Source organism: Streptomyces djakartensis (genome assembly GCF_014651075.1).
Taxonomy (GTDB): domain Bacteria; phylum Actinomycetota; class Actinomycetes; order Streptomycetales; family Streptomycetaceae; genus Streptomyces; species Streptomyces djakartensis.
In genome coordinates this window covers 350,337-372,632 of sequence record NZ_BMWE01000007.1, presented here as the reverse complement: position 1 = coordinate 372,632, position 22,296 = coordinate 350,337, and the positions used below count along the sequence as shown (strand labels likewise).

At 71.9% G+C, this 22,296-nt stretch carries 20 protein-coding genes; 11 read left to right on the top strand and 9 right to left on the bottom strand.

Annotation, left to right across the window (positions count from 1 at the left end):
• Nucleotides 1-88: 88 nt before the first annotated feature.
• Nucleotides 89-1,081 carry an SAM-dependent methyltransferase gene (locus IE212_RS15065; RefSeq protein ID WP_229864315.1) on the top strand — a complete coding sequence of 331 codons (993 nt, stop codon included), beginning with the start codon at nt 89-91 and terminating at the stop codon, nt 1,079-1,081.
• A 15-nt stretch (nt 1,082-1,096) separates the two neighbouring features.
• Here IE212_RS15065 and IE212_RS15060 read toward each other — a convergent pair whose 3' ends face one another.
• Nucleotides 1,097-2,248, bottom strand: a complete 1,152-nt coding sequence (locus tag IE212_RS15060) for an NADH-quinone oxidoreductase subunit D (protein ID WP_190198314.1) — start codon at nt 2,246-2,248, stop codon at nt 1,097-1,099.
• Between the two features lie 31 nt (nt 2,249-2,279).
• On the opposite strand from IE212_RS15060, the gene IE212_RS15055 reads away from it, so the two are divergent.
• Both IE212_RS15055 and IE212_RS15050 read left to right on the top strand, forming a co-directional pair.
• Nucleotides 2,280-2,810, top strand: coding sequence for a PH domain-containing protein (locus tag IE212_RS15055; RefSeq protein ID WP_190198313.1), 531 nt, complete (start codon nt 2,280-2,282; stop codon nt 2,808-2,810).
• Nucleotides 2,811-3,013: 203 nt separating this feature from the next.
• Nucleotides 3,014-4,288, top strand: a complete 1,275-nt coding sequence (locus IE212_RS15050; protein WP_190198346.1) for a PH domain-containing protein — start codon at nt 3,014-3,016, stop codon at nt 4,286-4,288.
• Nucleotides 4,289-4,354: 66 nt separating this feature from the next.
• On the opposite strand, the gene IE212_RS15045 is transcribed toward IE212_RS15050, so the two are convergent.
• Both IE212_RS15045 and IE212_RS15040 read right to left on the bottom strand, forming a co-directional pair.
• A complete protein-coding gene (locus IE212_RS15045) occupies nt 4,355-5,530 on the bottom strand; it encodes a hypothetical protein (RefSeq protein ID WP_190198312.1) in 1,176 nt (391 codons plus the stop codon).
• A 134-nt stretch (nt 5,531-5,664) separates the two neighbouring features.
• A complete protein-coding gene (locus IE212_RS15040; protein WP_190198344.1) occupies nt 5,665-6,783 on the bottom strand; it encodes an alpha/beta hydrolase in 1,119 nt (372 codons plus the stop codon).
• Between the two features lie 238 nt (nt 6,784-7,021).
• Here IE212_RS15040 and IE212_RS15035 point away from each other — a divergent pair, with 238 nt between their 5' ends.
• The 6 genes from IE212_RS15035 to IE212_RS15010 all read left to right on the top strand — a co-directional run bounded on the left by IE212_RS15035 (nt 7,022) and on the right by IE212_RS15010 (nt 12,080).
• Nucleotides 7,022-8,869 (top strand): phosphatidylglycerol lysyltransferase domain-containing protein, encoded by a 1,848-nt coding sequence (locus IE212_RS15035; RefSeq protein ID WP_190198311.1) that lies wholly within the window; start codon nt 7,022-7,024, stop codon nt 8,867-8,869.
• Between the two features lie 67 nt (nt 8,870-8,936).
• Entirely contained in the window at nt 8,937-9,827 is an 891-nt protein-coding gene (folP, locus tag IE212_RS15030) for a dihydropteroate synthase (protein WP_190198310.1), read from the top strand.
• Nucleotides 9,824-10,327 (top strand): nuclear transport factor 2 family protein, encoded by a 504-nt coding sequence (locus IE212_RS15025; RefSeq protein WP_190198309.1) that lies wholly within the window; start codon nt 9,824-9,826, stop codon nt 10,325-10,327. The genes folP and IE212_RS15025 overlap by 4 nt, the downstream gene beginning before the upstream one ends.
• Nucleotides 10,328-10,564: 237 nt before the next feature.
• Nucleotides 10,565-10,924, top strand: coding sequence for a dihydroneopterin aldolase (gene folB, locus IE212_RS15020; protein ID WP_190198308.1), 360 nt, complete (start codon nt 10,565-10,567; stop codon nt 10,922-10,924).
• Nucleotides 10,921-11,532: a 2-amino-4-hydroxy-6-hydroxymethyldihydropteridine diphosphokinase gene (gene folK, locus IE212_RS15015; protein ID WP_190198307.1), complete on the top strand. Its 612-nt coding sequence runs from the start codon at nt 10,921-10,923 to the stop codon at nt 11,530-11,532. Before folB ends, folK begins: the two co-directional genes overlap by 4 nt.
• A 59-nt stretch (nt 11,533-11,591) precedes the next feature.
• Nucleotides 11,592-12,080, top strand: coding sequence for a DUF3180 domain-containing protein (locus IE212_RS15010; RefSeq protein WP_190198306.1), 489 nt, complete (start codon nt 11,592-11,594; stop codon nt 12,078-12,080).
• A 54-nt stretch (nt 12,081-12,134) separates the two neighbouring features.
• On the opposite strand, the gene folE is transcribed toward IE212_RS15010, so the two are convergent.
• From folE to dacB, 6 genes are all read right to left on the bottom strand, one after another.
• Entirely contained in the window at nt 12,135-12,740 is a 606-nt protein-coding gene (gene folE, locus IE212_RS15005) for a GTP cyclohydrolase I FolE (protein WP_190198305.1), read from the bottom strand.
• Nucleotides 12,741-12,869: 129 nt separating this feature from the next.
• On the bottom strand, nt 12,870-14,912 hold the full coding sequence (gene ftsH / locus IE212_RS15000; protein ID WP_190198304.1) for an ATP-dependent zinc metalloprotease FtsH: 2,043 nt from the start codon (nt 14,910-14,912) through the stop codon (nt 12,870-12,872).
• Nucleotides 14,913-15,096: 184 nt separating this feature from the next.
• On the bottom strand, nt 15,097-15,657 hold the full coding sequence (gene hpt, locus IE212_RS14995) for a hypoxanthine phosphoribosyltransferase (RefSeq protein WP_190198303.1): 561 nt from the start codon (nt 15,655-15,657) through the stop codon (nt 15,097-15,099).
• A gap of 59 nt (nt 15,658-15,716) precedes the next feature.
• Nucleotides 15,717-16,748 (bottom strand): tRNA lysidine(34) synthetase TilS, encoded by a 1,032-nt coding sequence (gene tilS / locus IE212_RS14990; protein ID WP_190198302.1) that lies wholly within the window; start codon nt 16,746-16,748, stop codon nt 15,717-15,719.
• A 197-nt stretch (nt 16,749-16,945) separates the two neighbouring features.
• Complete coding sequence (locus tag IE212_RS14985; protein WP_190198301.1) at nt 16,946-18,073, bottom strand: Rv3626c family coenzyme F420 biosynthesis-associated protein; 1,128 nt, start codon at nt 18,071-18,073, stop codon at nt 16,946-16,948.
• A 234-nt stretch (nt 18,074-18,307) separates the two neighbouring features.
• Nucleotides 18,308-19,882 (bottom strand): D-alanyl-D-alanine carboxypeptidase/D-alanyl-D-alanine endopeptidase, encoded by a 1,575-nt coding sequence (gene dacB / locus IE212_RS14980; RefSeq protein ID WP_190198300.1) that lies wholly within the window; start codon nt 19,880-19,882, stop codon nt 18,308-18,310.
• 79 nt (nt 19,883-19,961) lie between these two features.
• Between dacB and IE212_RS14975 the strand changes: the two genes are divergently transcribed.
• Nucleotides 19,962-20,453, top strand: coding sequence for an inorganic diphosphatase (locus IE212_RS14975; protein ID WP_003991985.1), 492 nt, complete (start codon nt 19,962-19,964; stop codon nt 20,451-20,453).
• Between the two features lie 122 nt (nt 20,454-20,575).
• Entirely contained in the window at nt 20,576-22,270 is a 1,695-nt protein-coding gene (locus IE212_RS14970; protein ID WP_190198299.1) for a threonine/serine exporter family protein, read from the top strand.
• The last annotated feature ends 26 nt before the right edge of the window (nt 22,271-22,296 follow it).

Below are 22,296 nucleotides of genomic sequence, written 5' to 3'. Positions count from 1 at the left end.
CGGAGGGTCGATCCGCACCGGGCGCGCATACTCCGCAAGGTGGAGTTGCGTACGTTGTGTGCGCTCCGCGTCCGCATAGCCTGGCCGGGTGACAGCAGCGACCGGGGACGAGTGGCGCGGATGGCGTGCGGCGGCGCGGGAGGCCCTGTACGGGCCGGGCGGCTTCTACCGCCGGGTGGAGGGGCCGGCCGGGCACTTCCGTACGTCCGTGCACGCTTCGGGGCTGTTCGCCGGGGCGGTGGCACGGCTGCTGTGCCGGGTCGACGAGGCACTGGGGCGGCCCGCGGTGCTGGACTTCGTCGACATGGCGGCCGGGCGGGGCGAGCTGGCCACCGGGGTGCTCGACGCGTTGCCGGCCGAAGTGGCGGCCCGCACGCGCGCGTACGCCGTGGAGGTCGCCGAGCGGCCCGAGGGGCTGGATCACCGCGTCGAGTGGCTGGCCGCTCCGCCGCGGGGGACGGCCGGGCTGCTGTTCGCCAACGAGTGGCTGGACAACGTGCCGGTGGAGGTCGCGGAGGTGGACTCCGCGGGCGTCACGCGCCTGGTGCTGGTCCGGGAGGACGGGACCGAGCGGCTGGGGGAGCCGGTCGACGGGGCATCGGCGGGGTGGCTGGAGCGGTGGTGGCCGCTGCCCGGCGAGGAGGGGCTGCGGGCCGAGATCGGCCTGCCCAGGGACGAGGCCTGGGCGACGGCGGTCGCCACTGTCGACCGGGGGCTCGCCGTCGCCGTGGACTACGCGCACACGGCGGGGGCGAGACCGCCGTTCGGGACGCTCACCGGCTTCCGGGAGGGCCGTGAGACAGCGGCCGTGCCGGACGGGTCGTGCGACATCACGGCCCATGTCGCGCTCGACGCCTGCGCGTTGCCCGGTGGGCGGCTGCTCCCGCAGCGCGAGGCGCTGCACGCCCTGGGAGTGACCGGCGCACGCCCCCCGCTCACACTGGCGTCCACCGACCCCACGGCCTATATACGCGCCCTCGCGAACGCCGGGGAGGCCGCCGAGCTCACCGCGGCGGGCGGCCTGGGCGATTTCGGCTGGCTGGTGCAGCCGGTCGGGATCCCGGACCCGCTCACGCGGTGAGGGCCTGTCTGTCGCCTACTTGTCGATGTCTCCCACCACGAAGAACATCGACCCCAGGATCGCCACCATGTCCGCGACGAGCGTGCCCGGCAGCAGTTCCGTCAGCGCCTGGATGTTGTTGTAGGAGGCCGAGCGCAGCTTCAGCCGGTACGGGGTCTTCTCGCCCTTGCTGACCAGGTAGTAGCCGTTGATGCCGAGGGGGTTCTCGGTCCAGGCGTAGGTGTGGCCCTCGGGTGCCTTCAGAACCTTCGGCAGCCGCTGGTTGACCGGCCCGGGCGGCAGCTCGGCGAGGCGGTCGAGGCAGGCGTCGGCGAGGTCCAGCGCGTTGTGGGTCTGCTCCAGGAGGCACTCGAAGCGGGCGAGGCAGTCGCCCTCCTGCCGGGTCACCACCTTCAGGACGTCGCCCAGCTCGCCGTAGGCGAGGTACGGCTCGTCGCGGCGCAGATCGAAGTCGACGCCCGAGGCCCGTCCGATCGGCCCGCTGACCCCGTACGCGTGCACGGTCTCCGGCGCGAGGGTGCCCACGCCGCGGGTGCGCCCCCGGAAGATCTCGTTGCCGAGCACCAGGTCGTCGAAGCGGTCCATGCGGGAGCGCACGTCGGCGACGGCGGTCCGCGCCCGTGTGGTCCAGCCGGCCGGCAGGTCCTCCTTGAGGCCGCCGACACGGTTGAACATGTAGTGCATACGCCCGCCGGAGATCTCCTCCATGACGTGCTGGAGCTCCTCGCGCTCCCGGAAGGCGTAGAAGATCGGGGTGATCCCGCCGAGCTCCAGGGGGTACGAGCCGAGGAACATCAGGTGGTTGAGCACCCGGTTCAGCTCGGCGAGCAGCGTGCGCAGCCAGACCGCGCGCTCGGGGACCTCCATGCCGAGCATCCGCTCCACGGCGAGGACCACGCCGAGTTCGTTCGAGAAGGCCGACAGCCAGTCGTGGCGGTTGGCGAGCATGATGATCTGGCGGTAGTCACGCGCCTCGAACAGCTTCTCGGCGCCGCGGTGCATATAGCCGATCACCGGCTCCGCGTGCCTGATGCGCTCGCCGTCCAGGACGAGCCTCAGCCGCAGCACGCCGTGCGTGGACGGGTGCTGCGGCCCGATGTTGAGCACCATGTCGGTGCTCTCCGCGGCGCCGCCGATTCCGACCATGGTCTCCGTCGTAGGAGTCATGGACACAGTCTCTCCTACGTACGCTGGCCCCATGGAGACGGGGAGCCCGCGGGACGCCGGGCCGGCGGGGACACAGGGCACGGCGGAGGCGGTCGAGGGCGGGCCGGTGTGGATCGCGCTGCCGCCCGGGCTGCTGAGGATGCGGCGGTTGCTGCTGGTGGTGTGGCTGGGGTTGATCGCGCTGGCCGCCGGGCTGGTGCCGGGGTTGCTGGCCGGGCCCGCCTGGGCCGCCTTCGCGGTGCTGCCGCTGGCCCTGATGGCGTGGGGCTGGGTCATGATCGGCCGCAACTGGCGCTCCTGGCGGTACGCCGAGCGGGCCGACGACCTGCTGATCAGCCGGGGCGTGCTGTGGCGCGAGGAGACGGTCGTGCCGTACGGGCGGATGCAGTTGGTCGAGGTCGCCTCCGGGCCCGTCGAGCGGTACTTCGGCCTGGCCAGCGTCCAACTGCACACGGCCGCCGCGGCGACCGACGCGACGATCCCGGGTCTGGCCCCGGCCGAGGCGGAACGCCTGCGCGACCGGCTCACGGAGCTGGGCGAGGCCCGATCGGCGGGGCTGTGACGACGCCCGGGGCCGGCGGGGCCGGCGGGGCGACGGAGGGTGCCGGGACCGCCGAGTCAGAGGAGAGCGCCGGGGCCGGAGAGACCGCCGAGGGTCCCGGGGCCACCGGGGCCGCGGAGATCGCGGTCGAGAGCGCCGTCGAAGCCACCACGACGGCAGGCACCGCGGAGACCGCCGCCGAGGCCGCGGGGCCCGAGCGGCGGCTGCATCCCGTCACGCCGCTCAGGCGGGCGTGGGCGCCCGTCGCCGTGGTCTTCGGCTGGGCCGTGCACGACCCCGACGGGGCACAGCGCCATCTGTCCCGGCTCACGACGACCACACTGCTGATCGGCCTCGCCGTGATCGTCCCGGCCGCCGCCCTCTACGGCTTCTGCTCCTGGTGGTTCACGCACTTCGCGGTCACCGGGACCGAACTGCGCATCCGTACCGGACTGGTGTTCCGGCGCACCGCGCACATCCGGCTGGAGCGGATCCAGGCGATCGACGTCACCCAGCCGCTGCTCGCCCGGGTCGCGGGTGTCGCCAAGCTCAGACTCGACGTCATAGGCACCGACAAGAAGGACGAACTGGCCTTCCTGGGCGCGGACGACGCGCGGGCGCTGCGCGCCGAACTGCTCGCCCGGGCGGCCGGTTTCGCGCCCGGGACCGCGCACGAGGTCGGCGAGGCGCCCGCGCGGCGGCTGCTGCGGGTGCCGCCCGGGGTTCTCGCCGTGTCACTGCTGCTGAGCGGAGGGACCTGGGGGGCGCTGGCCGCGGCGCTCGTCGTTCCGCCGGTGCTGTGGCTGGCCACGGAGAGCGTGTGGACGGTCCTGGCCGTCGCCCTGCCGCTGCTGGGCGCGGCGGGCGCGAGCAGTGTGGGACGGTTCGTCGCCGAGTACGACTGGACGGTGGCCGAGTCGCCCGACGGACTGCGCATCGACCACGGCCTGCTGGACCGGGCCCACGAGACGGTGCCGCCGGGGCGAGTGCAGACCGTGCGGATCGTGGAGCCCCTGCTGTGGCGGCGGCGCGGCTGGGTGCGGGTGGAGCTGGACGTGGCGGGCTCGTCCAACTCGGTGCTGGTGCCCGTCGCTCCGCGCGAGGTCGCCGATGCCGTCGTCGCGCGGGTGCTGCCCGGGGTGACCGTGCCGGGGCCCGCGGCCCTGTCGCCGTCGCCGCGCCGCGCCCGGTGGTGCGTGCCGGTGTGGTGGCGCGGGTACGGCCTCGGCGTCACGGACGCGGTGTTCGCGGCCCGGTCGGGGCTGCTGCGGCGGAGTCTCGCGCTGGTGCCGCACGCCAAGGTGCAGAGCGTGCGGATGACGCAGGGGCCGTGGGAGCGGGCCCGGGGCGTGGCCGACGTGTGTGTGGACACGGGCGCGAACAAGACGGTGCGGGCGCGGCTGCGGGACGCGGCCGAAGCGCGCGAACTGCTGGCGGCGCAGGCGGAGCGATCCCGGACCGGCCGCAGGGACGCGCGGCCGGACCGCTGGATGGCCTGACCCCTCCCCAGCTGGAACCGGGGGCTTCCTGGCTCAGGAAGCCCCCGGGCCGGCGACCGGCAAGGGTCAGGACACCTTGCTCCGCAGCCCCTGTACGTCGATCTGTTCCGTCTCGTCGTGCGCCGTCAGGTCGATGACCTGGCCGATCCCCCGGGACTCCTCGTCCGCCGGCTTGAACGCGGCCTCGGTCTCGGCCTTGTGCAGGGCGAGCGCCTCCTGGCCGACGACATCGGCCAGGTCCTCGTTCTGCACGGCCTCCAGGGCGTCCCGGGACGTCCCCTGCTTGGTGCCGAAGAAGTCGAACCCGCCCTCGGCCGGCCGGCGCCGCGCGGGCGTCTGCGGCGCGACGGCCACCGCGGTCGGCACGGTGTAGTGACCGGAGGTCTGCTGCCCGGACGGGGCGGCCTGGTCCGTGGTGCCGACGGTCGCGTGCTCGTTCCCGGCGACCGCTTCGGACCGCTCCTTCGGCTCGTCCTCCCGCGTCCGCTCCCGCCGTTCGCCCTTCCGGTCGTCCTTCCGGTCGTCCACCGCCGCGTCCACCGCGGGCTCCGCCTCGTCGCTCTCCGGTACGCCGTCGCCGTCGCCGTCCCCGCCGCCGTCCGGGTCCGGGGCGGTCTCGCCGTCGAACCGGGCGAGTGCCGCCTTCGCGCGCAGGAACAGCCGGGAGCCCTCCGGCGAGAACACCGCGGGAATCCCCGGCCGCTCCTCGACCGCGAGACCCTCGGGCGCCTCGTCCGCGTCCGCCGCCTCCGGCGCCCCAGCCGGCAGCGCGGCCCGTACCGGAGCCGTCGCCTCTATCTCGAGCACCCGGCGCTCCTCCAGGACGCTGGCGCGGTCCGCCTCCGCGGTGGCGTACCGGCGCAGCAGGGCGGCGTGCTCGTTGCGCAGCTTGGCGAGTTCCGTGCGCTTGCCGCGCAGCCGCTGCTCCAGCTTGGCGCGCAGCTCGCGGGACTCATCGAGGTCGGCCTCCAGTTCGGCGACGCGCTCCTCGAAGCGCCACTCGTCGCTCGCCCGCGCGCGCGTGAGATCGGCGACGCGTTTGCCCGCCTGGATGTCCCAGTGGCGCAGCACGACGGCGCCGACGACGGCCGTCGCCGCGGCGGCCGCGGCCAGAGCGCGGAGCACCGTCGGCTCCGTGAACACCCAGGGCCCCAGGGCGCAGACGACCGAGACGCCTGCGATCGCCGACGGGGGCAGCAGCCTGTGCAGGGGCGGGGAATGGCGATGACGTCCACGTGGCATGGCCAGAAACTTACCGCGCGTAGGCGAATCATGGTGACCCACCCCGCAAAAACAAAGCCACACCGAAACGTTCACACGGCATCAGAACTCGGGAAGACGCGGATTCCCGCCCGCACCCAATTCCCAAGATCATTTCAGCGCGCGTTCAGCCGTCCGCCGATCCACTCGAGCGTCGCCGGAATCTCGCGCCGCCAGGTGTTGAAGTTGTGCCCGCCGCTTTCCAGAATGATCGACGAGATCCGCGTCCGCCCGGTGGCCTCCACCCGCTTTATGAAACGCAGCGTGTCCCCGTAGTTGGACTCGCCCGACCGGCTGCTGGTGACGAGCAGTGAAGTGTCCGGGGCGCTCTCGTGCTCGAGGCACCACCACAGGTCGGCGCGATTGCGCACTTCCTCGTCGCCCTGGAAGAGATCGCCCGTGGTGGCGTCGATCGGCGCCTTGTAGTACGCGGACAGACCCGCTCCGGCGGCGTACACATCGGGATGGTGCATGGCGATCTTCAAGGCGCAGTAGCCGCCCGTCGAGTTGCCGACGATGCCCAGACCGCCCGGCTTTCCGGCCACCCGGTAGTGGGTGCGCAGCGCGTCCGGCAGGTCCCTGGCGAAGAACGACTCGGTCTGCGGGCCGCCCGGAACGTCCACGCACTCCGTGTCCCGGGGCGGCGCCACGGTCGGCCGCAGCATCACCAGGATCATCGGCCGCGCCCGGCCCGCCCTGGCCAGCTCAAGTGCCGTGCGCGGATAGTGCAGCTTCTCCACCAGCGCCGACGCCGTGCCCGGGTAACCGGTCAGCACGACAGCCGCGGGGAAGGTACGAGTCCGGTATCGGGGCTGGAAGTACTCCGGCGGCAGGTACACGTACGCGGTCGTGGCGATCCCGGTGGTACGGCCCACGATGCCGACCTGCTGGATCCGGCCGCCGACATGGGGCCGCACGCCGCCCGCCCCCGGCACCCGCCGCGTGCCGACCACCGACAGCGGGCCGTCGCCCGCCGCGTGGTCGACGACGACACCCTGGCCCTTCTCCCGCCCGAACAGGTCCGCCCAGCTCGCGTAGAAACCGAAGGACTGGTTGGCGGCGAGGCCCACCGCGGCGAACAGCGCCAGCTGTGTGGCGAGCAGCAGACCGACGCGTCCGCCCACCGCCCGCCAGCCGCGCCCGGCCAGCCGCGGCCACAGCCAGACCGTGCCGGTGAACAGCAGCGCGGCGGACAGCACCGCCAGCACCAGCGTGTTGTTGCTCGTGAGCCCCAAACCCATGGGTGGTCACCTGTCAGCGCTTTCCGCCCGGCCCAGCCCCGCGCTCACACCTTCGCGAGAGCTTGTCCCGGACTTTCCTCGGCCTTTGAAACGGCTTTGACGTGGGGAGTGAACCTCTCCCCCTGAGACACCGTCCTAGAGGGCGCAATGTCGCCGGATGCCCGAATCGGCACCGGATCCAAGGTCTCTCGCAGAACTACGGGATGCGATGTCTGTCAGGACAGATGAGGAAATGTCGGGTGAGGTTCCGAGTCGCGGAAGCTCCGCGGCCCGAACAGGCCGGGTGCCGGGCCGGGTGCGCCGTCTGATCAACGGACCACGCCCCGAGGCCGTGCCCGTCCTCGTCGGCAGAGCGTGCGCCCTCGTGGGCCTGCTGGACATCGCCGCGGGCGTCTTCCCGCGCTTCCGGCACAGCCGCATGCACGCCATCGCCGAGGTACTGCCCGGCGCGTTCGGCCCGTTCGCGGCCGCCCTGTCCCTCAGCGCCGGTGTGCTGTTGCTGCTGCTCGCCCACGGCCTCAAGCGCGGCAAGCGCCGGGCCTGGCGGGCGGCGGTGGCGCTGCTCCCGGCCGGGGCCGTCGCGCAGTTCACCTACCGGCACTCGATCGTCGGCGTCCTGATCTCGCTGGCCCTGCTGGCGCCCCTGCTGCGCCACCGCGACCAGTTCTCGGCCCTGCCCGACCCGCGCAGCCGCTGGCGCGCGCTCGCCAACTTCGTGCTGATGGGCGCCGGTTCCCTCCTGCTGGGCCTGCTGATCGTCAGCGTCCACTCCGGGAGCATGGTCGGCGACCCCAGCCTGGCCGACCGCATCACCCACGTCGTCTACGGCCTGTTCGGCTTCGAGGGCCCGGTCGAATACCAGGGCAACACCTCCTGGACCGTGGCCTTCTCACTCGGCGCCCTCGGCCTGCTCACCGCCGTCACCACCATCTACCTCGCCTTCCGCCCCGAACACCCCGCCGCCCGGCTCACCGAGGAGGACGAGGCCCGGCTGCGCGCCCTGCTCGACAAGCACGGCGGCCGCGACTCCCTCGGCCACTTCGCGCTGCGCCGCGACAAGGCCGTCGTCTTCTCCCCCAGCGGCAAGGCCGCGGTGACCTACCGCGTGGTCTCCGGCGTAATGCTCGCCAGCGGCGACCCCATCGGCGACGTCGAGGCCTGGCCCGGCGCCATCGAACGGTTCATGGACGAGGCCAAGGCCCACTCCTGGACCCCCGCCGTCATGGGCTGCTCCGAGACCGGCGGCGAGGTGTGGACCCGCGAGACCGGGCTCGACGCCCTCGAACTGGGCGACGAGGCGGTGGTGGACGTCAAGGATTTCTCACTCGCCGGCCGCGCGATGCGCAATGTGCGCCAGATGGTCAAGCGCATCGAGCGCGCCGGTTACGAAACCCGGGTACGACGTGTCCGTGACCTCGGCGAGGCCGAGCTGGAACGCATCCGCCTCGCCGCCGACGACTGGCGCGGCACCGACACCGAGCGCGGCTTCTCCATGGCCCTGGGCCGCGTCGGCGACCCCGCCGACGGCGACTGCCTCATCGCCACCGCCCACAAACAGGACGACCAGCCCGGCCCCTACGGCGACCTGAAGGCGATCCTGCACTTCGTGCCCTGGGGCACCGACGGCGCCTCCCTGGACCTGATGCGCCGCGACCGCTCGGCCGACCCGGGCATGAACGAACTGCTCATCGTCGCCGCCCTCCAGGCCGCACCGAAGCTCGGCATCGCCCGCGTCTCCCTCAACTTCGCCATGTTCCGCTCGGCACTGGCCCGCGGCGAGAAGATCGGCGCCGGCCCGGTGCTGCGCGCCTGGCGCGGACTGCTGGTCTTCCTCTCCCGCTGGTTCCAGATCGAATCGCTGTACAAGTTCAACGCCAAGTTCCAGCCTCGCTGGGAACCCCGCTTCGTCGTCTACCGCGCCTCCGCCGACCTGCCGCGCATCGGCCTCGCCGCCATGCAGGCCGAGGGCTTCGTCAACCTCGCCCTGCCCCTGCCGCGCCACCTGCGCCGCCGTCGCCCGGCGACCCGCCGCCCCTGCGTCCACAGCACGGCGGCGGAACGCGAGGTCCGGGCCGCGTGACCGGTCCGGTCCGGACCGGTCCGGACCGCAGCGCCTGACGGCCGCCCCCTGGGCCTACGCTGAACATATGAGCAACCAGAGCGGACGCGGGCGCGTCGCGGGCCTACCGGAATGGGACCGCTGCGCGGTCATGGGAGTCGTGAACGTCACCCCCGACTCCTTCTCCGACGGCGGCCGCTTCTTCGACACCACGGCCGCCGTCAAGCACGGCCTCGAACTGGTCACCGAGGGCGCGGACCTCGTCGACGTCGGCGGGGAGTCCACCCGCCCCGGCGCCACCCGGGTGGACGAGAACGAGGAACTCCGCCGCGTCATCCCCGTCGTCCGCGGCCTGGCCTCCGAAGGCGTCACGGTCTCCGTCGACACCATGCGCGCCAGTGTGGCCGAACAGGCCCTCGCCGCGGGCGCCGCGCTCGTCAACGACGTCAGCGGCGGTCTCGCCGACCCCCGCATGATCCCCGCCGTCGCGGACTCCGGCGCCCCGTTCGTCGTCATGCACTGGCGGGGCTTCCTCGAGGGCGGCAACGTCAGGGGCGTGTACACGGACGTCGTCACCGAGGTCGCCGACGAGCTCCACGCGCGCGTGGAAGCCGTCCTGGAGGGCGGCATCGCCCCCGACCGGATCATCGTCGACCCCGGCCTCGGCTTCTCCAAGGACGCCGAACACGACCTCGCGCTCCTGGCCGGCCTCGACCGGATCCTCGCCCTCGGCCACCCCCTGCTCGTCGCCGCCTCCCGCAAACGGTTCCTCGGCCGGGTCCTCGCCGGCCCGGACGGCCCTCCCCCGCCCGCACGCGAACGCGACGCCGCCACCGCAGCCGTCTCCGCACTCGCGGCGCACGCCGGCGCATGGGCGGTACGTGTCCACGAGGTACGCGCCACCGCGGACGCGGTCCGGGTCTCCCACGCCATCGAGACAGCGCGGACGGCGCACACCGGCGTGGAAGGAGCCCGGTGAGCGCCCCGCACACCGACGTCGAACACGTCGAGGCCGCCAACACCGCCTTCTACGAGGCGCTGGAGCGGGGCGACTTCGAGGAACTGGCATCGCTCTGGCTGACCCCCTCCGACCTGGGCGTCGACGAGACGTACCACGACCCGGCCGACACCGGCGTGGTCTCCTGCGTGCACCCCGGCTGGCCCGTGCTCACCGGCCGCGGGGAGGTGCTGCGCTCCTACGCGCTGATCATGGCGAACACCGACTACATCCAGTTCTTCCTGACCGACGTACACGTCTCCGTCACCGGCGACACCGCCCTGGTCACCTGCACGGAGAACATCCTCAGCGGCGGGCCCGCCCCCGCGGGCGACGAGGAGCTCGGCCCGCTCGTCGGCCAGCTCGTGGTCGCCACGAACGTGTACCGGCGCACGCCCTCGGGGTGGAAACTCTGGTCACACCACGCTTCCCCCGTTCTGTCCGAAAACGATGAGGACGAGGGCGACGACACCCCCTCCTGAGTGGGTAGGCGGCTGGAGTGGCCGGAATCACCGCCCCATCAGTACGGGCGGTTACCAGCCATTGAGCGACCGGGTTCTCCAGGGGAAACGCTGGATGAACCCTGCCGGGCCCGGCCCGGACCCACACCCCCGTGGCCCGGCCCCGCCCGGGCTCGCAGGTAGATTCGACTGAGGCCGGTGTGCCGCCCGCCCAGGGCACCGATCCGGCCGGGACCGACGATTGCAGGAGTGATTCGCGTGGATCGTGTCGCGCTGCGCGGCCTGAAGGCCCGCGGGCACCACGGTGTGTTCCCGAGGGAACGCGAGGAGGGCCAGACCTTCATCGTGGACCTCGTCCTCGGCCTGGACACCCGCCCGGCCGCGGCCGACGACGACCTGGCGAAGACCGTGCACTACGGCATCGTGGCGGAAGAGGTCGTGGCGGTCGTCGAGGGCGAGCCCGTCAACCTCATCGAGACGCTCGCCGAGCGCATCGCCCAGGTATGTCTGAAGCACGAGGGGGTCCAGCAGGTCGAGGTGTGCGTCCACAAGCCGGACGCCCCGATCACGGTCCCCTTCGACGACGTGACCGTCACCATCACCCGGAGCCGAGTATGACTGCACCCTTCATCAAGGGTCCCAGCGACCCGACCGTACAGCCGGTACCCGCCTCCGTCGTCGACAAGGTCGACGCAGCCGACACCACCCTCAGCAACCCGAAACGCGCCGTGGTCGCACTCGGCTCCAACCTCGGCAACCGCCTGGAGACCCTCCAGGGAGCCATCGACGCCCTCGAGGACACCCCCGGCGTCCGCATCAAGGGCGTCTCCCCCGTCTACGAGACCGAGCCCTGGGGCGTGGAACCCGGCACCCAGCCCGCCTACTTCAACGCGGTCGTCGTCCTGAAGACCACCCTCCCGCCGTCCTCGCTCCTGGAGCGCGCGCACGCGGTCGAGGAGGCCTTCCACCGCGTCCGGGACGAACACTGGGGCCCCCGCACCCTCGACGTCGACATCGTCTCGTACGCCGACGTCGTCTCCGACGACCCGCAGCTCACCCTCCCCCACCCCCGCGCCCACGAACGCGCCTTCGTCCTGGCCCCCTGGCACGACCTGGACCCCGAGGCGCAGTTGCCCGGACGCGGCCCGGTCGCCGGTCTGCTGGACGCCGTCACCCGCGAAGGCGTGGCACCCCGCGAGGACCTGGAACTCCGGCTGCCCGAATAGCCGTTAAGGTCAAGACGGCCGCCGTACGGGGCCGGACCCGGGGGAACCGAAGGGACACCGTGAAAGAGCTGCGCATCAGGGTGCTGGCCGGCGTCTTCGTCGTGGCCGGGATCCTGTCCTGGGCCGGCGCCCGCCTGTGGAACGCGGTGGGGACCCTTCCCAGCGTCCCCCTGGCCGCCCCCCTCGCCCTCGCCCTGATCGCCGCGATCCTGCTGGCCACGGCCCTCTCGCTGCGCGCCCGGCTGAAGGCCCAGCGCGAGCGGCAGCCCGACGCCAAGGGCGTCGACCCCATGATGGCGGCCCGCGCGGTCGTCTTCGGCCAGGCCAGCGCCCTGGTCGCCGCCCTCGTCGCCGGCATGTACGCGGGCACCGGCGTCTTCCTCCTGGAGTCCCTCGACAACCCCGTCCGCCGCGACCAGGCCATCTACGCCGGCTTCTCCGTGCTCGCCGGCATCGGCGTCATAGCGGCGGCCATCTTCCTGGAACGCGTCTGCAAACTCCCCGAGGACGACGAACACGACGGCCCGGGGACGGCCCCGGCGGCCTGACCTGCGCCAGACGCGACGACCAGGTGTGCGGCCGCGCCGCTCTCGACAATCCGCTCAGCGCGCCAGTATCAGGCTCATTGCCTCGGCCCGGGTCGTAGCATCCCGAAGCTGGCCGCGGACCGCCGATGTCGTGGTCTTGGCGCCCGGCTTGCGGATCCCGCGCACGGACATGCACATGTGCTCCGCCTCGACGACGACGATCGCGCCCCGCGCCTCGAGGATCTTCATGAGGGAGTCGGCGATCTGCGTGGTGAGTCGTTCCTGCACCTGCGGCCGCCGGGCGAACACCTCGACGAGGCGCGCCAGCTTCGACAAGCCGGTGATCTTGCCGGTCTCCGCCGGGATGTAGCCCACGTGAGCCACGCCATGGAAGGGCAGAAGATGATGTTCGCACAGGCTCACGATTTCAATGTCCTTCACCAGGACCATCTCATCGTGCCCCAGGTCGAACGTAGTCGTCAGAACCTCCTCGGGCTCCTGCCGCAACCCGGCCAGAAGCTCCCGATACGCTCGCGCCACCCGCGCCGGCGTCTCCCTCAGGCCTTCGCGGTCCGGGTCCTCGCCGACCGCGATGAGGAGTTCGCGTACGGCGTTCTCGGCCCGCTTCTCGTCGAACTCGCCGATCTGGCCCTCGCCGTCCAGCGTCACGGGGTCGGTCATCTGGTGCCTCGTTCCTGTGTCCATCACGGGGCGGCCCGCGCGCATGGCGAAATACCGCGCCCCCCAGGCTAGAACCTGGGGGGCGCGGCATTCATTCCGGGGCCGGTCGGGCCGCCGGGAGAGCGGCGATCAGCTCTCGGGGCGGTCCTCCGGTGCGTGCTCGGGCGCCGGGGCGGGCTCCGCCGCGGTGCTCTTCGCGGTGGTGATCGCCGGCGTCGCGCCGTTCGCCCCGTTCGTCAGGGCCAGCTCCTTGGGGGAGAGGACCGGCGGGCGGGTGGACGGCGTACGCCGGGAGGAGCCGGTCCAGGCGGGCCGCGGCGGGCGCTTGACGACCGGGGCGAAGATCTCGGCGATCTCCTCCTTGCCGAGTGTCTCCTTCTCCAGGAGCGCCAGCACCAGGTTGTCGAGCACGTCGCGGTTCTCGACCAGGATCTCCCAGGCCTCGTTGTGCGCGGTCTCGATGAGCTTCTTGACCTCTTCGTCGACCAGCGCGGCGACCTCTTCCGAGTAGTCGCGCTGGTGAGACATCTCACGTCCGAGGAAGGGCTCGGTGTTGTCGCCGCCGAACTTGATCGCACCGAGGCGCTCGGTCATGCCGTACTGCGTGACCATGGCCCGAGCCAGGCCGGTGGCCTTCTCGATGTCGTTGGCGGCACCCGTCGTCGGGTCGTGGAAGACGAGCTCCTCGGCCGCGCGGCCGCCCAGCATGTAGGCGAGCTGGTCGAGCATCTCGTTGCGCGTGGTCGAGTACCTGTCCTCGTCCGGAAGCACCATCGTGTAGCCGAGGGCGCGGCCTCTCGACAGGATCGTGATCTTGTGGACGGGATCGGAGTTCGGTGAGGCCGCCGCGACCAGGGCGTGTCCGCCCTCGTGGTACGCGGTGATCTTCTTCTCCTTGTCCGACATGATCCGGGTCCGCTTCTGCGGGCCCGCGACCACCCGGTCGATCGCCTCGTCCAGCATGTGGTTGTCGATCAGCTTCTGGTCGCTGCGGGCCGTCAGCAGGGCGGCCTCGTTCAGGACGTTGGCCAGGTCGGCACCGGTCATGCCGGGCGTACGGCGGGCGACGGCCGACAGGTCGACGTCCGGGGCGACCGGCTTGCCCTTCTGGTGGACCTTGAGGATCTCCAGACGGCCCTGCATGTCCGGGCGGTCGACGGCGATCTGGCGGTCGAAGCGGCCGGGGCGCAGCAGAGCCGGGTCGAGGATGTCGGGCCGGTTCGTCGCGGCGATGAGGATCACGCCGCCCTTGACGTCGAAGCCGTCCATCTCGACGAGCAGCTGGTTCAGCGTCTGCTCGCGCTCGTCGTGACCACCGCCGAGGCCGGCGCCGCGGTGGCGGCCGACCGCGTCGATCTCGTCGACGAACACGATGGCCGGGGCGTTGGCCTTGGCCTGCTCGAAGAGGTCACGGACTCGGGAGGCACCGACACCGACGAACATCTCGACGAAGTCGGAACCGGAGATCGAGTAGAACGGGACGCCGGCCTCGCCCGCGACGGCACGCGCGAGCAGGGTCTTGCCGGTGCCGGGGGGGCCGTAGAGCAGGACGCCCTTGGGGATCTTCGCCCCGACGGCCTGGAACTTGGCCGGCTCCTGCAGGAACTCCTTGATCTCGTGGAGTTCCTCGACGGCCTCGTCGGATCCGGCGACGTCCGAGAAGGTCGTCTTGGGGGTGTCCTTGGTGATGAGCTTCGCCTTGGACTTGCCGAAGTTCATGACGCGGGAGCCGCCGCCCTGCATCTGGTTCATCAGGAACAGGAAGACCACGACGATGAGAACCAGCGGGAGCAGGAAGGAGAGCAGGACTCCGACGAACGGGTTCTGCTTGGACGGCGAGACCGTGTAGCCGTCCGGGATCTGCTTCTGCTGGTACTTGTTCTGCAGCGTGTCGGCCAGGTCCTTGCCCTGGTCGCCGATGTAGCTCGCCTGGACCTTGGAGCTGCCCTCGACCTTCACGCCGTCCTTGAGCGTGATCTTGATGTTCTGATCGTCACCGGTGGTCAGCTTGGCCGACTCGACCTTGTTCTGGTTGATCGCCTGGACGACCTGGCCGGTGTCCACCGTCTTGTAGCCGCCGGACGAGCCGACGACCTGCATCAACACGACCACGGCGAGGACGGCCAGCACGATCCACATGACCGGCCCACGGAAGTATCGCTTCACGTCCATCCATACGGAGCGGTGCCGCCCCGTCCCTCCTGCCATAGTGAGTTTGATAAAGACTGTTCTTCGGACGGTACCCCAGCATTGTCACCTGAAGCCGCGCGGGACGGCTGGCGATCCGCCTACGCATGCTCCAACGGCGGGACGTCCGCTGGGGTTCCCGATCACGTTCACGGCACCCCGGCCCGATTCAGCCGCCGTACACGTGAGGCGCGAGCGTACCGACGAACGGGAGGTTGCGGTACTTCTCGGCGTAGTCGAGGCCGTAGCCGACGACGAACTCGTTGGGGATGTCGAAGCCGGCCCACTCCACGTCGATGGCGACCTTCGCGGCGTCGGGCTTGCGCAGCAGGGTGCACACCTTGAGGGAGGCGGGCTCGCGCGAGCCGAGGTTGGAGATCAGCCAGGACAGGGTCAGGCCGGAGTCGATGATGTCCTCGACGATGAGGACGTGCTTGCCCTTGATGTCGGTGTCGAGGTCCTTGAGGATCCGCACCACACCGGAGGACTGGGTGCCCGCCCCGTACGAGGATACGGCCATCCAGTCCATGGTGACGGGGGTGGACAGCGCCCGGGCGAGATCGGCCATGACCATCACCGCGCCCTTGAGGACGCCGACGATCAGCAGGTCCTTGCCCGCGTACTCCGCGTCGATCTTCGCTGCCAGCTCGGCCAGCTTGGCGTCGATCTCTTCCTTGGTGATGAGCACCTGCTGGAGGTCGGCACCCATGTCTTTCGCGTCCACCCGCATCACTTTCGGTCGTCCCTGGCCTGGCGGCCCCTCCATCGACTGCTCGGAGGGGTCGCGGTTCAGCCTTGCCGAATCACCAGTCTGCCACCCTGCCGCCGGGCCACGACCTTGCCGGGGAGGTTGATGGCTCGCTGGCCGCGCCAGCCGGTGATCAGCCGGTCGACTTCCTCGATGTGGCGGGCGAACAGCGAACCGGCGGGGGCACCGGCGGCGATGGCGGCCCGGCGCAGGACGCGGCGGCGTACGGCGGGGGGCAGGGCGTAGAGCCGGGCGCATTCCAGGTGCCCGTCGGCGTCGCGGACGGTGGCCTCGGCCTGGGTGGCCCAGGTGTCGAGGGCGTCGGCGTCGTCGCGGGAGAGCCGGGCGGTACGGGCGAGGGCCTCGACGACGCCTTTGCCGAGGGCCTTCTCCAGGGCGGGCAGGCCTTCGTGGCGCAGCCGGGAGCGGGTGTAGGACGGGTCGGCGTTGTGGGGGTCGTCCCAGACGGGCAGGGACTGGACCATGCAGGCCTTGCGGGCGGTCTGCCGGTCGAGTTCCAGGAAGGGGCGCCGGTAGCGGCCGTCGGCCCCCGAGACCGCGGCCATTCCGGACAGGGAGCGGATGCCGGAGCCCCGGGCGAGGCCCAGCAGGACGGTTTCGGCCTGGTCGTCGCGGGTGTGTCCGAGCAGGACGGCGGCGGCGCCGTGGTGTTCGGCCGTGGTGTCGAGCGCGGCGTAGCGGGCGTCGCGGGCGGCGGCTTCGGGCCCGCCGGCGCGGCCGACGGAGACGGTGACGGAGTCGACCGGGTCGAGGCCCAGTTCGCGCAGGCGCAGGACGACTTCGGCGGCGCGCAGGTCGGAGCCGGGCTGGAGGCCGTGGTCGATGGTCACACCGCCGGCTCTGACGCCGAGCTTGGGGGCCTCGAAGGCGAGGGCGGAGGCCAGGGCCATGGAGTCGGCGCCGCCGGAGCATGCCACGAGGACGAGCGGTGGGGGCGTCTCGTGCGTGGAGGCGCGCGGATGTGCCCCGGGGGCGCGGTGTTCGGTGAGGAGGTCGTGGAGGACGCGGCGGACCGCCAGGCGTATCGCCGCGACCGCAGGATGGGGACCCATGTCCGGTTCCCTTCATGAAGTTTTCGGGGGGTGAGCCCGAGGTTCGGTCACTCAGAGTGTGTAGATGGTGACAGAACCGGGCCGTTCCCCGAGCATTGCACGCCTACCCCTCGCTCACGGTCCCTCGGACGGGTGATTGAAGGGGCGTTTGCCTGCCGTGGGCCTCTCTTCTTTCACGACTGTCCCGCCGCGTCTCACTACTCGGTCCTGCGGTGCACCCGCGCGACCCAGTCCGCCGGTTTGGAGATCTCCGCCTTGGTGGGCAGGGTGTTGGGCGAGGTCCACACGCGGTTGAACCCGTCCATGCCGACCTCGTCGACGACGGCTCGCACGAAGCGTTCGCCGTCCCGGTACTGGCGGAGCTTGGCGTCCAGGCCCAGCAGTTTGCGCAGGGCCAGGTCCAGCCGGGAGGCGCCCTTGGCCCGGCGCTGCTGGAACTTCTCGCGGATCTCGCCGACGCTCGGTACGACGTCGGGGCCGACGCCGTCCATCACGAAGTCGGCGTGGCCCTCCAGCAGGGACATCACGGCCGCGAGGCGGCCGAGGATCTCGCGCTGGGCGGGTGTCTGGACGATCTCCACCAGGGAGCGGCCGCCGTCGCCCTCCTCGGCCTCGGGACGGCCCCCGGCGAGGGTCTGGGCGGCTTCCCGGACGCGCTCCAGGACGGTCATGGGGTCGACGTCGGTCTCCTCCAGGAACGACTGGATCTCGCCCTCGAGGTGGTCCCGCAGCCAGGGGACGGCGGTGAACTGTGTGCGGTGGGTCTCCTCGTGCAGGCAGACCCAGAGCCGGAAGTCGTGCGGGTCGACGTCGAGTTCGCGTTCCACGTGGACGATGTTCGGGGCGACGAGCAGGAGCCGGCCGCCGCCGTTGCCGCCGGCGGGGAGTTCGCGGGTGGCGGGGGCGAAGGTCTCGTACTGGCCGAGGACGCGGGAGGCCAGGAAGGACAGCAGCATGCCGAGTTCCACGCCGGTCACCTTGCCGCCGACGGCGCTCATGACCGCGCCGCCGGTGCTGTTTCCGCGCCGTTCCTGCATCTTGTCGAGGAGGGGCCTGAGGATCTCCCGGAAACCGGCGACGTTGGCCCGGATCCAGCCCGGGCGGTCGACGACCAGGACGGGGGTGTCATGGCCCTCCTCCGCGCCCAGAAGAGTGAAGCCCCGGACGTGTTCCTCCGAGGCCTTCGCGTGCCGGCGCAGCTCCGCGACGACGGCCCTGGCCTCGTCGCGGCTGACGTCGGGGCCCGGCCGTACGAGCCGGGTCGCGGTCGCGACCGCGAGATTCCAGTCGACCATGCCGGATGAGGCACCACCGATGCTCGTCATGCGTCAACCGTACGTGAGCGCTGGCCGCTGGGGCAGGGCGGTGAGGTTGCCAGGGGCTGGGGTTCGTTGGCAGGTGCTCGGCGTGATGTGCCGTGCCCACCCGTGCCGCCCCAGCGGCACGACTGCCCACGGCGGGGCAGAACGATCGCCCACGGCGGGGCAGAACGGTCGCCCACGGCGGGCAGAGCGGTCGGCCGCGGGGAGCGGAGCGGTCGGCCGGGCGGGGTGGGACCCCTATTGGCAGCCGCAGCGCGCCAGGGTCGTCGCGGCCTTGTCCAGGGCCTTCTGGGCGGCGTCCGGGTCGGTCGTGTTGTTGGCCAGGAACGCGAAGGCCAGGAGGCGGCCGTCCTGGTCGACGGTGGTGCCGGCGAGGGCGTTGACGCCGGTCAGGGTGCCTGTCTTGGCGCGCACGACGCCGGCCGCGCCGTCGGTGTAGCGGGCGGTCAGGGTGCCGGTGAAGCCCGCGACGGGGAGGCCGGTGAGGGCCGGGCGGAGTTCGGGGTGGGCGGGGTCGGCGGCCTTGGTCAGGAGGGCCGTGAGGAGGTTCGCCGTCAGCCGGCCGGCACGGTTGAGGCCGCTGCCGTCCTTGAAGGCGGCCCCCTTGACGGGGAGGCCGAGCTTGCGGAGCTGGGCGGTGATCGCCCGGTTGGCGCCGGCGAAGTCGCCCCTGCCGCCCGTGGCGATCGCCGTCTGGCGGGCGAGGGCCTCGGCGATGTCGTTGTCGCTGTTGGTCAGCATGCGTTCGACCAGGGCGGACAGCGGGGGCGAGGAGACCTCGGCGAGCGTCTTGGCCCGGGTCGTGGCCTTCGACAGGCCCGGGTCCGTGGCCTTGATGCCGCGGGATCCGAGGAAGTCGCGGAAGCGGCGGGCGGCGTCCGCCGCCGGGTCGGTCACGCGGGTGGCCGGGCCGCTCGATGAGTCGTTCGTACGGCCTTCGTCGGCCATCAGGGGGCTGACGAGGGCGAGGTTGGGGTTTGCCCCGATCGGGTGTTTCTGGGTGCCGGCGTAGAGGGTCGTGTCGTAGGAGAGCGTCACCTCGCGGACGCCGCGCTGGGCCAGGGTCGCGGCCGTCCGGTCGGCGAGGACGCGCAGGCTGGCCCATCCGTCGATGGCCTCGCGAGCGGTGAGGGTGGGGTCGCCGCCGCCGACCAGGACGACTTCGTTGGTGTCGGGTTCCAGCGCGGCGCGGGTGGTGAGGCGGTGGTCGGCTCCCATCGCGGACAGCGCGGCGACGGCCGTGGCGATCTTGGTCGTGGAGGCCGGGGGAAGCGCGGCGTCCGGGTTCGTGCCGTACAGGTGCCTGCCGGTCGTCACGTCCACGACGGCTGCGGCGGGCCGGGGGCCGAGCGCCGGGTCGTTCAGCAGGGGCGTGAGGGCGTTGGCGAGGGCCTTGCCGTCCGGCGCCGACTTCACGGTGCTGACACCGCCCAGTCCGGTCAGCACGGGTCCGGCGCTGGGGGCGGGCCGGGGCCGCGCGGGCGCGCCGGGGGCCCTGCCGTGATCTGCGCCACCCGCGCGGGCCAGAGCGGCGGCACGGTCCCGCTCGGCCGTACGCTGACCCGAGGAGTCCCAGGGGCCGGCGGCGGTCACCACGCCGGCGGCCAGGGCCAGCCCGGCGGTGGCGGCGACCGCGGTGTGGTGCCAGGTCTTCGACCGTGGCGTGACCTGCGGTTTCCCGGCACGGGCGAGCCGCGCGACCCGTGGTTTCGCGGCCGCGACGGCCCGGGCCAGGCGCGGTCGTACGGCGTTCGCGATCCGCACCACGTGCGGTCTCGCGGCCCGCCATGGCCCCAGCTCCGGCACGACCACCAGCCCCTTTCGCGATCACACACCTGCGTGAGGGACACTTAACCACCAGAACTATGTGTTGATCATGGAGGAGCCACCGGTGGAGTTCGACGTCACGATCGAGATTCCGAAGGGTTCGCGCAACAAGTACGAGGTGGACCACGAGACCGGTCGGATCCGCCTGGACCGTCGCCTCTTCACCTCGACCAGCTACCCGGCCGACTACGGCTTCGTCGAGAACACCCTCGGCGAGGACGGCGACCCGCTGGACGCGCTGGTCATCCTGGACGAGCCGACCTTCCCCGGCTGCCTCATCCAGTGCCGTGCGATCGGCATGTTCCGGATGACGGACGAGGCCGGTGGCGACGACAAGCTGCTGTGCGTGCCGGCCCATGACCCGCGTGTGGAGCACCTGCGCGACATCCACCACGTGTCGGAGTTCGACCGCCTGGAGATCCAGCACTTCTTCGAGGTCTACAAGGACCTGGAGCCCGGCAAGTCGGTCGAGGGCGCCAACTGGGTGGGCCGCACGGACGCGGAGGCCGAGATCGAGCGGTCCTACAAGCGCTTCAAGGAGCAGGGCGGTCACTGACCTCCCTTCCTGATGCAGACGGGCCGCACGCCTGCGGGTGCGGCCCGTTCGTGCGTCTGTGCTCATAGTGAGGCTGAGCGGGTACTGGGGCTGACGTGCAGGGTTTTACAGGGGCCAAGGCAGTGACGGATGCGGCGGACCGCAAGCCGAGGTCGGACGAGGCAAGAAGCGGGTTTCTGCCCCCGTCCGGCACGTCCGTCGACGGGGACATGTCGACGACGTCGGAGTTCGCGATCCCCGAGGGCCTCGCCGTGACCAGGCCGACGGCCACGGAGTCCGAGACGACGTCCGAGTTCGCCGTGCCGGACGGGCTGGACGTGCAGGCGCCCCAGGCGGAGTCGGAGGGCTCGGCGTTCACCCCGCCGAGAACGTACAGCGCGAAGCACGCCCCGTCGGCCTTCACGCCGCCGAGCGGGATCCCCGTGGTCAGCCTGACCAAGGACGTGCCCTGGCAGGACCGGATGCGCACCATGCTGCGCATGCCGGTGGCGGAGCGGCCGGCGCCGGAGCCCAGTCAGCGCAGCGGTGACGAGAGCGGGCCCGCGGTGCCGCGCGTGCTCGACCTGACGTTGCGTATCGGCGAGCTGCTGCTGGCGGGCGGCGAGGGCGCCGAGGACGTGGAGACGGCGATGTTCGCCGTCTGCCGGTCCTACGGGCTGGACCGCTGCGAGCCCAACGTCACCTTCACGCTGCTGGCGATCTCGTACCAGCCGTCGCTCGTCGACGATCCGGTCACGGCCTCACGCACCGTGCGCCGCAGAGGCACCGACTACACGCGGCTGGCGGCCGTGTACCAGCTGGTGGACGACCTCAGCGACGACGAGACGGCGGTCTCCCTGGAGGAGGCGTACCGGCGGCTCGCGGAGATCCGCCGTAACCGGCACCCGTACCCCGGCTGGGCGCTGACCGGCGCCAGCGGGCTGCTGGCGGGTGCGGCGTCGGTGCTCGTGGGCGGTGACGTGATCGTGTTCGTCGCGGCGGCGCTGGGCGCGATGCTCGGCGACCGGCTGGCGTGGCTGTGCGCGGGGCGCGGGCTGCCGGAGTTCTACCAGTTCACGGTGGCCGCGATGCCGCCGGCCGCGATCGGGGTGGCGCTGACGCTGGGGCACGTCGATGTGAAGGCCTCCGCGGTCATCACCGGTGGCCTGTTCGCGCTGCTGCCCGGGCGGGCCCTGGTGGCGGGCGTGCAGGACGGGCTGACCGGTTTCTACATCACCGCGTCCGCGCGGCTGCTGGAGGTCCTGTACTTCTTCGTGGGCATCGTCGCGGGTGTGCTGCTGGTGCTGTACTTCGGTGTGCAGCTGGGCGCGCGGCTGAACCCGGACGCGGCGCTCGGGGCCTCCGACGACCCGGTCCTGATGATCGGGGCGTCCATGCTGCTGTCGCTGGCGTTCGCGGTGCTGCTGCAGCAGGAACGGGCCACCGTGGTGTGGGTGACGCTGAACGGGGGTGTCGCCTGGGTCGTGTACGGCGCGATGCACTACGCCGGGGACATCTCGCCGGTGGCGTCCACGGCGGCGGCCGCGGGACTGGTGGGGCTGTTCGGGCAGTTGCTGTCCCGGTACCAGTTCGCCTCCGCGTTGCCTTACACGACCGCGGCGATCGGGCCTTTGCTGCCGGGTTCGGCCACGTACTTCGGTCTGCTGGCGATCGCGCAGAGCGAGGTGGACGAGGGGCTGGTGTCGCTGTCCAAGGCGGTGGCCCTGGCCATGGCGATCGCCATCGGGGTGAACCTGGGGTCCGAGATCTCGCGGATGTTCCTGCGGATCGGCTCCGCCGAGAAGCGGCGGGCCGCCAAGCGGACCAGGGGTTTCTAGCGCCGAGTGCGTGTGGGGTCGGGGTT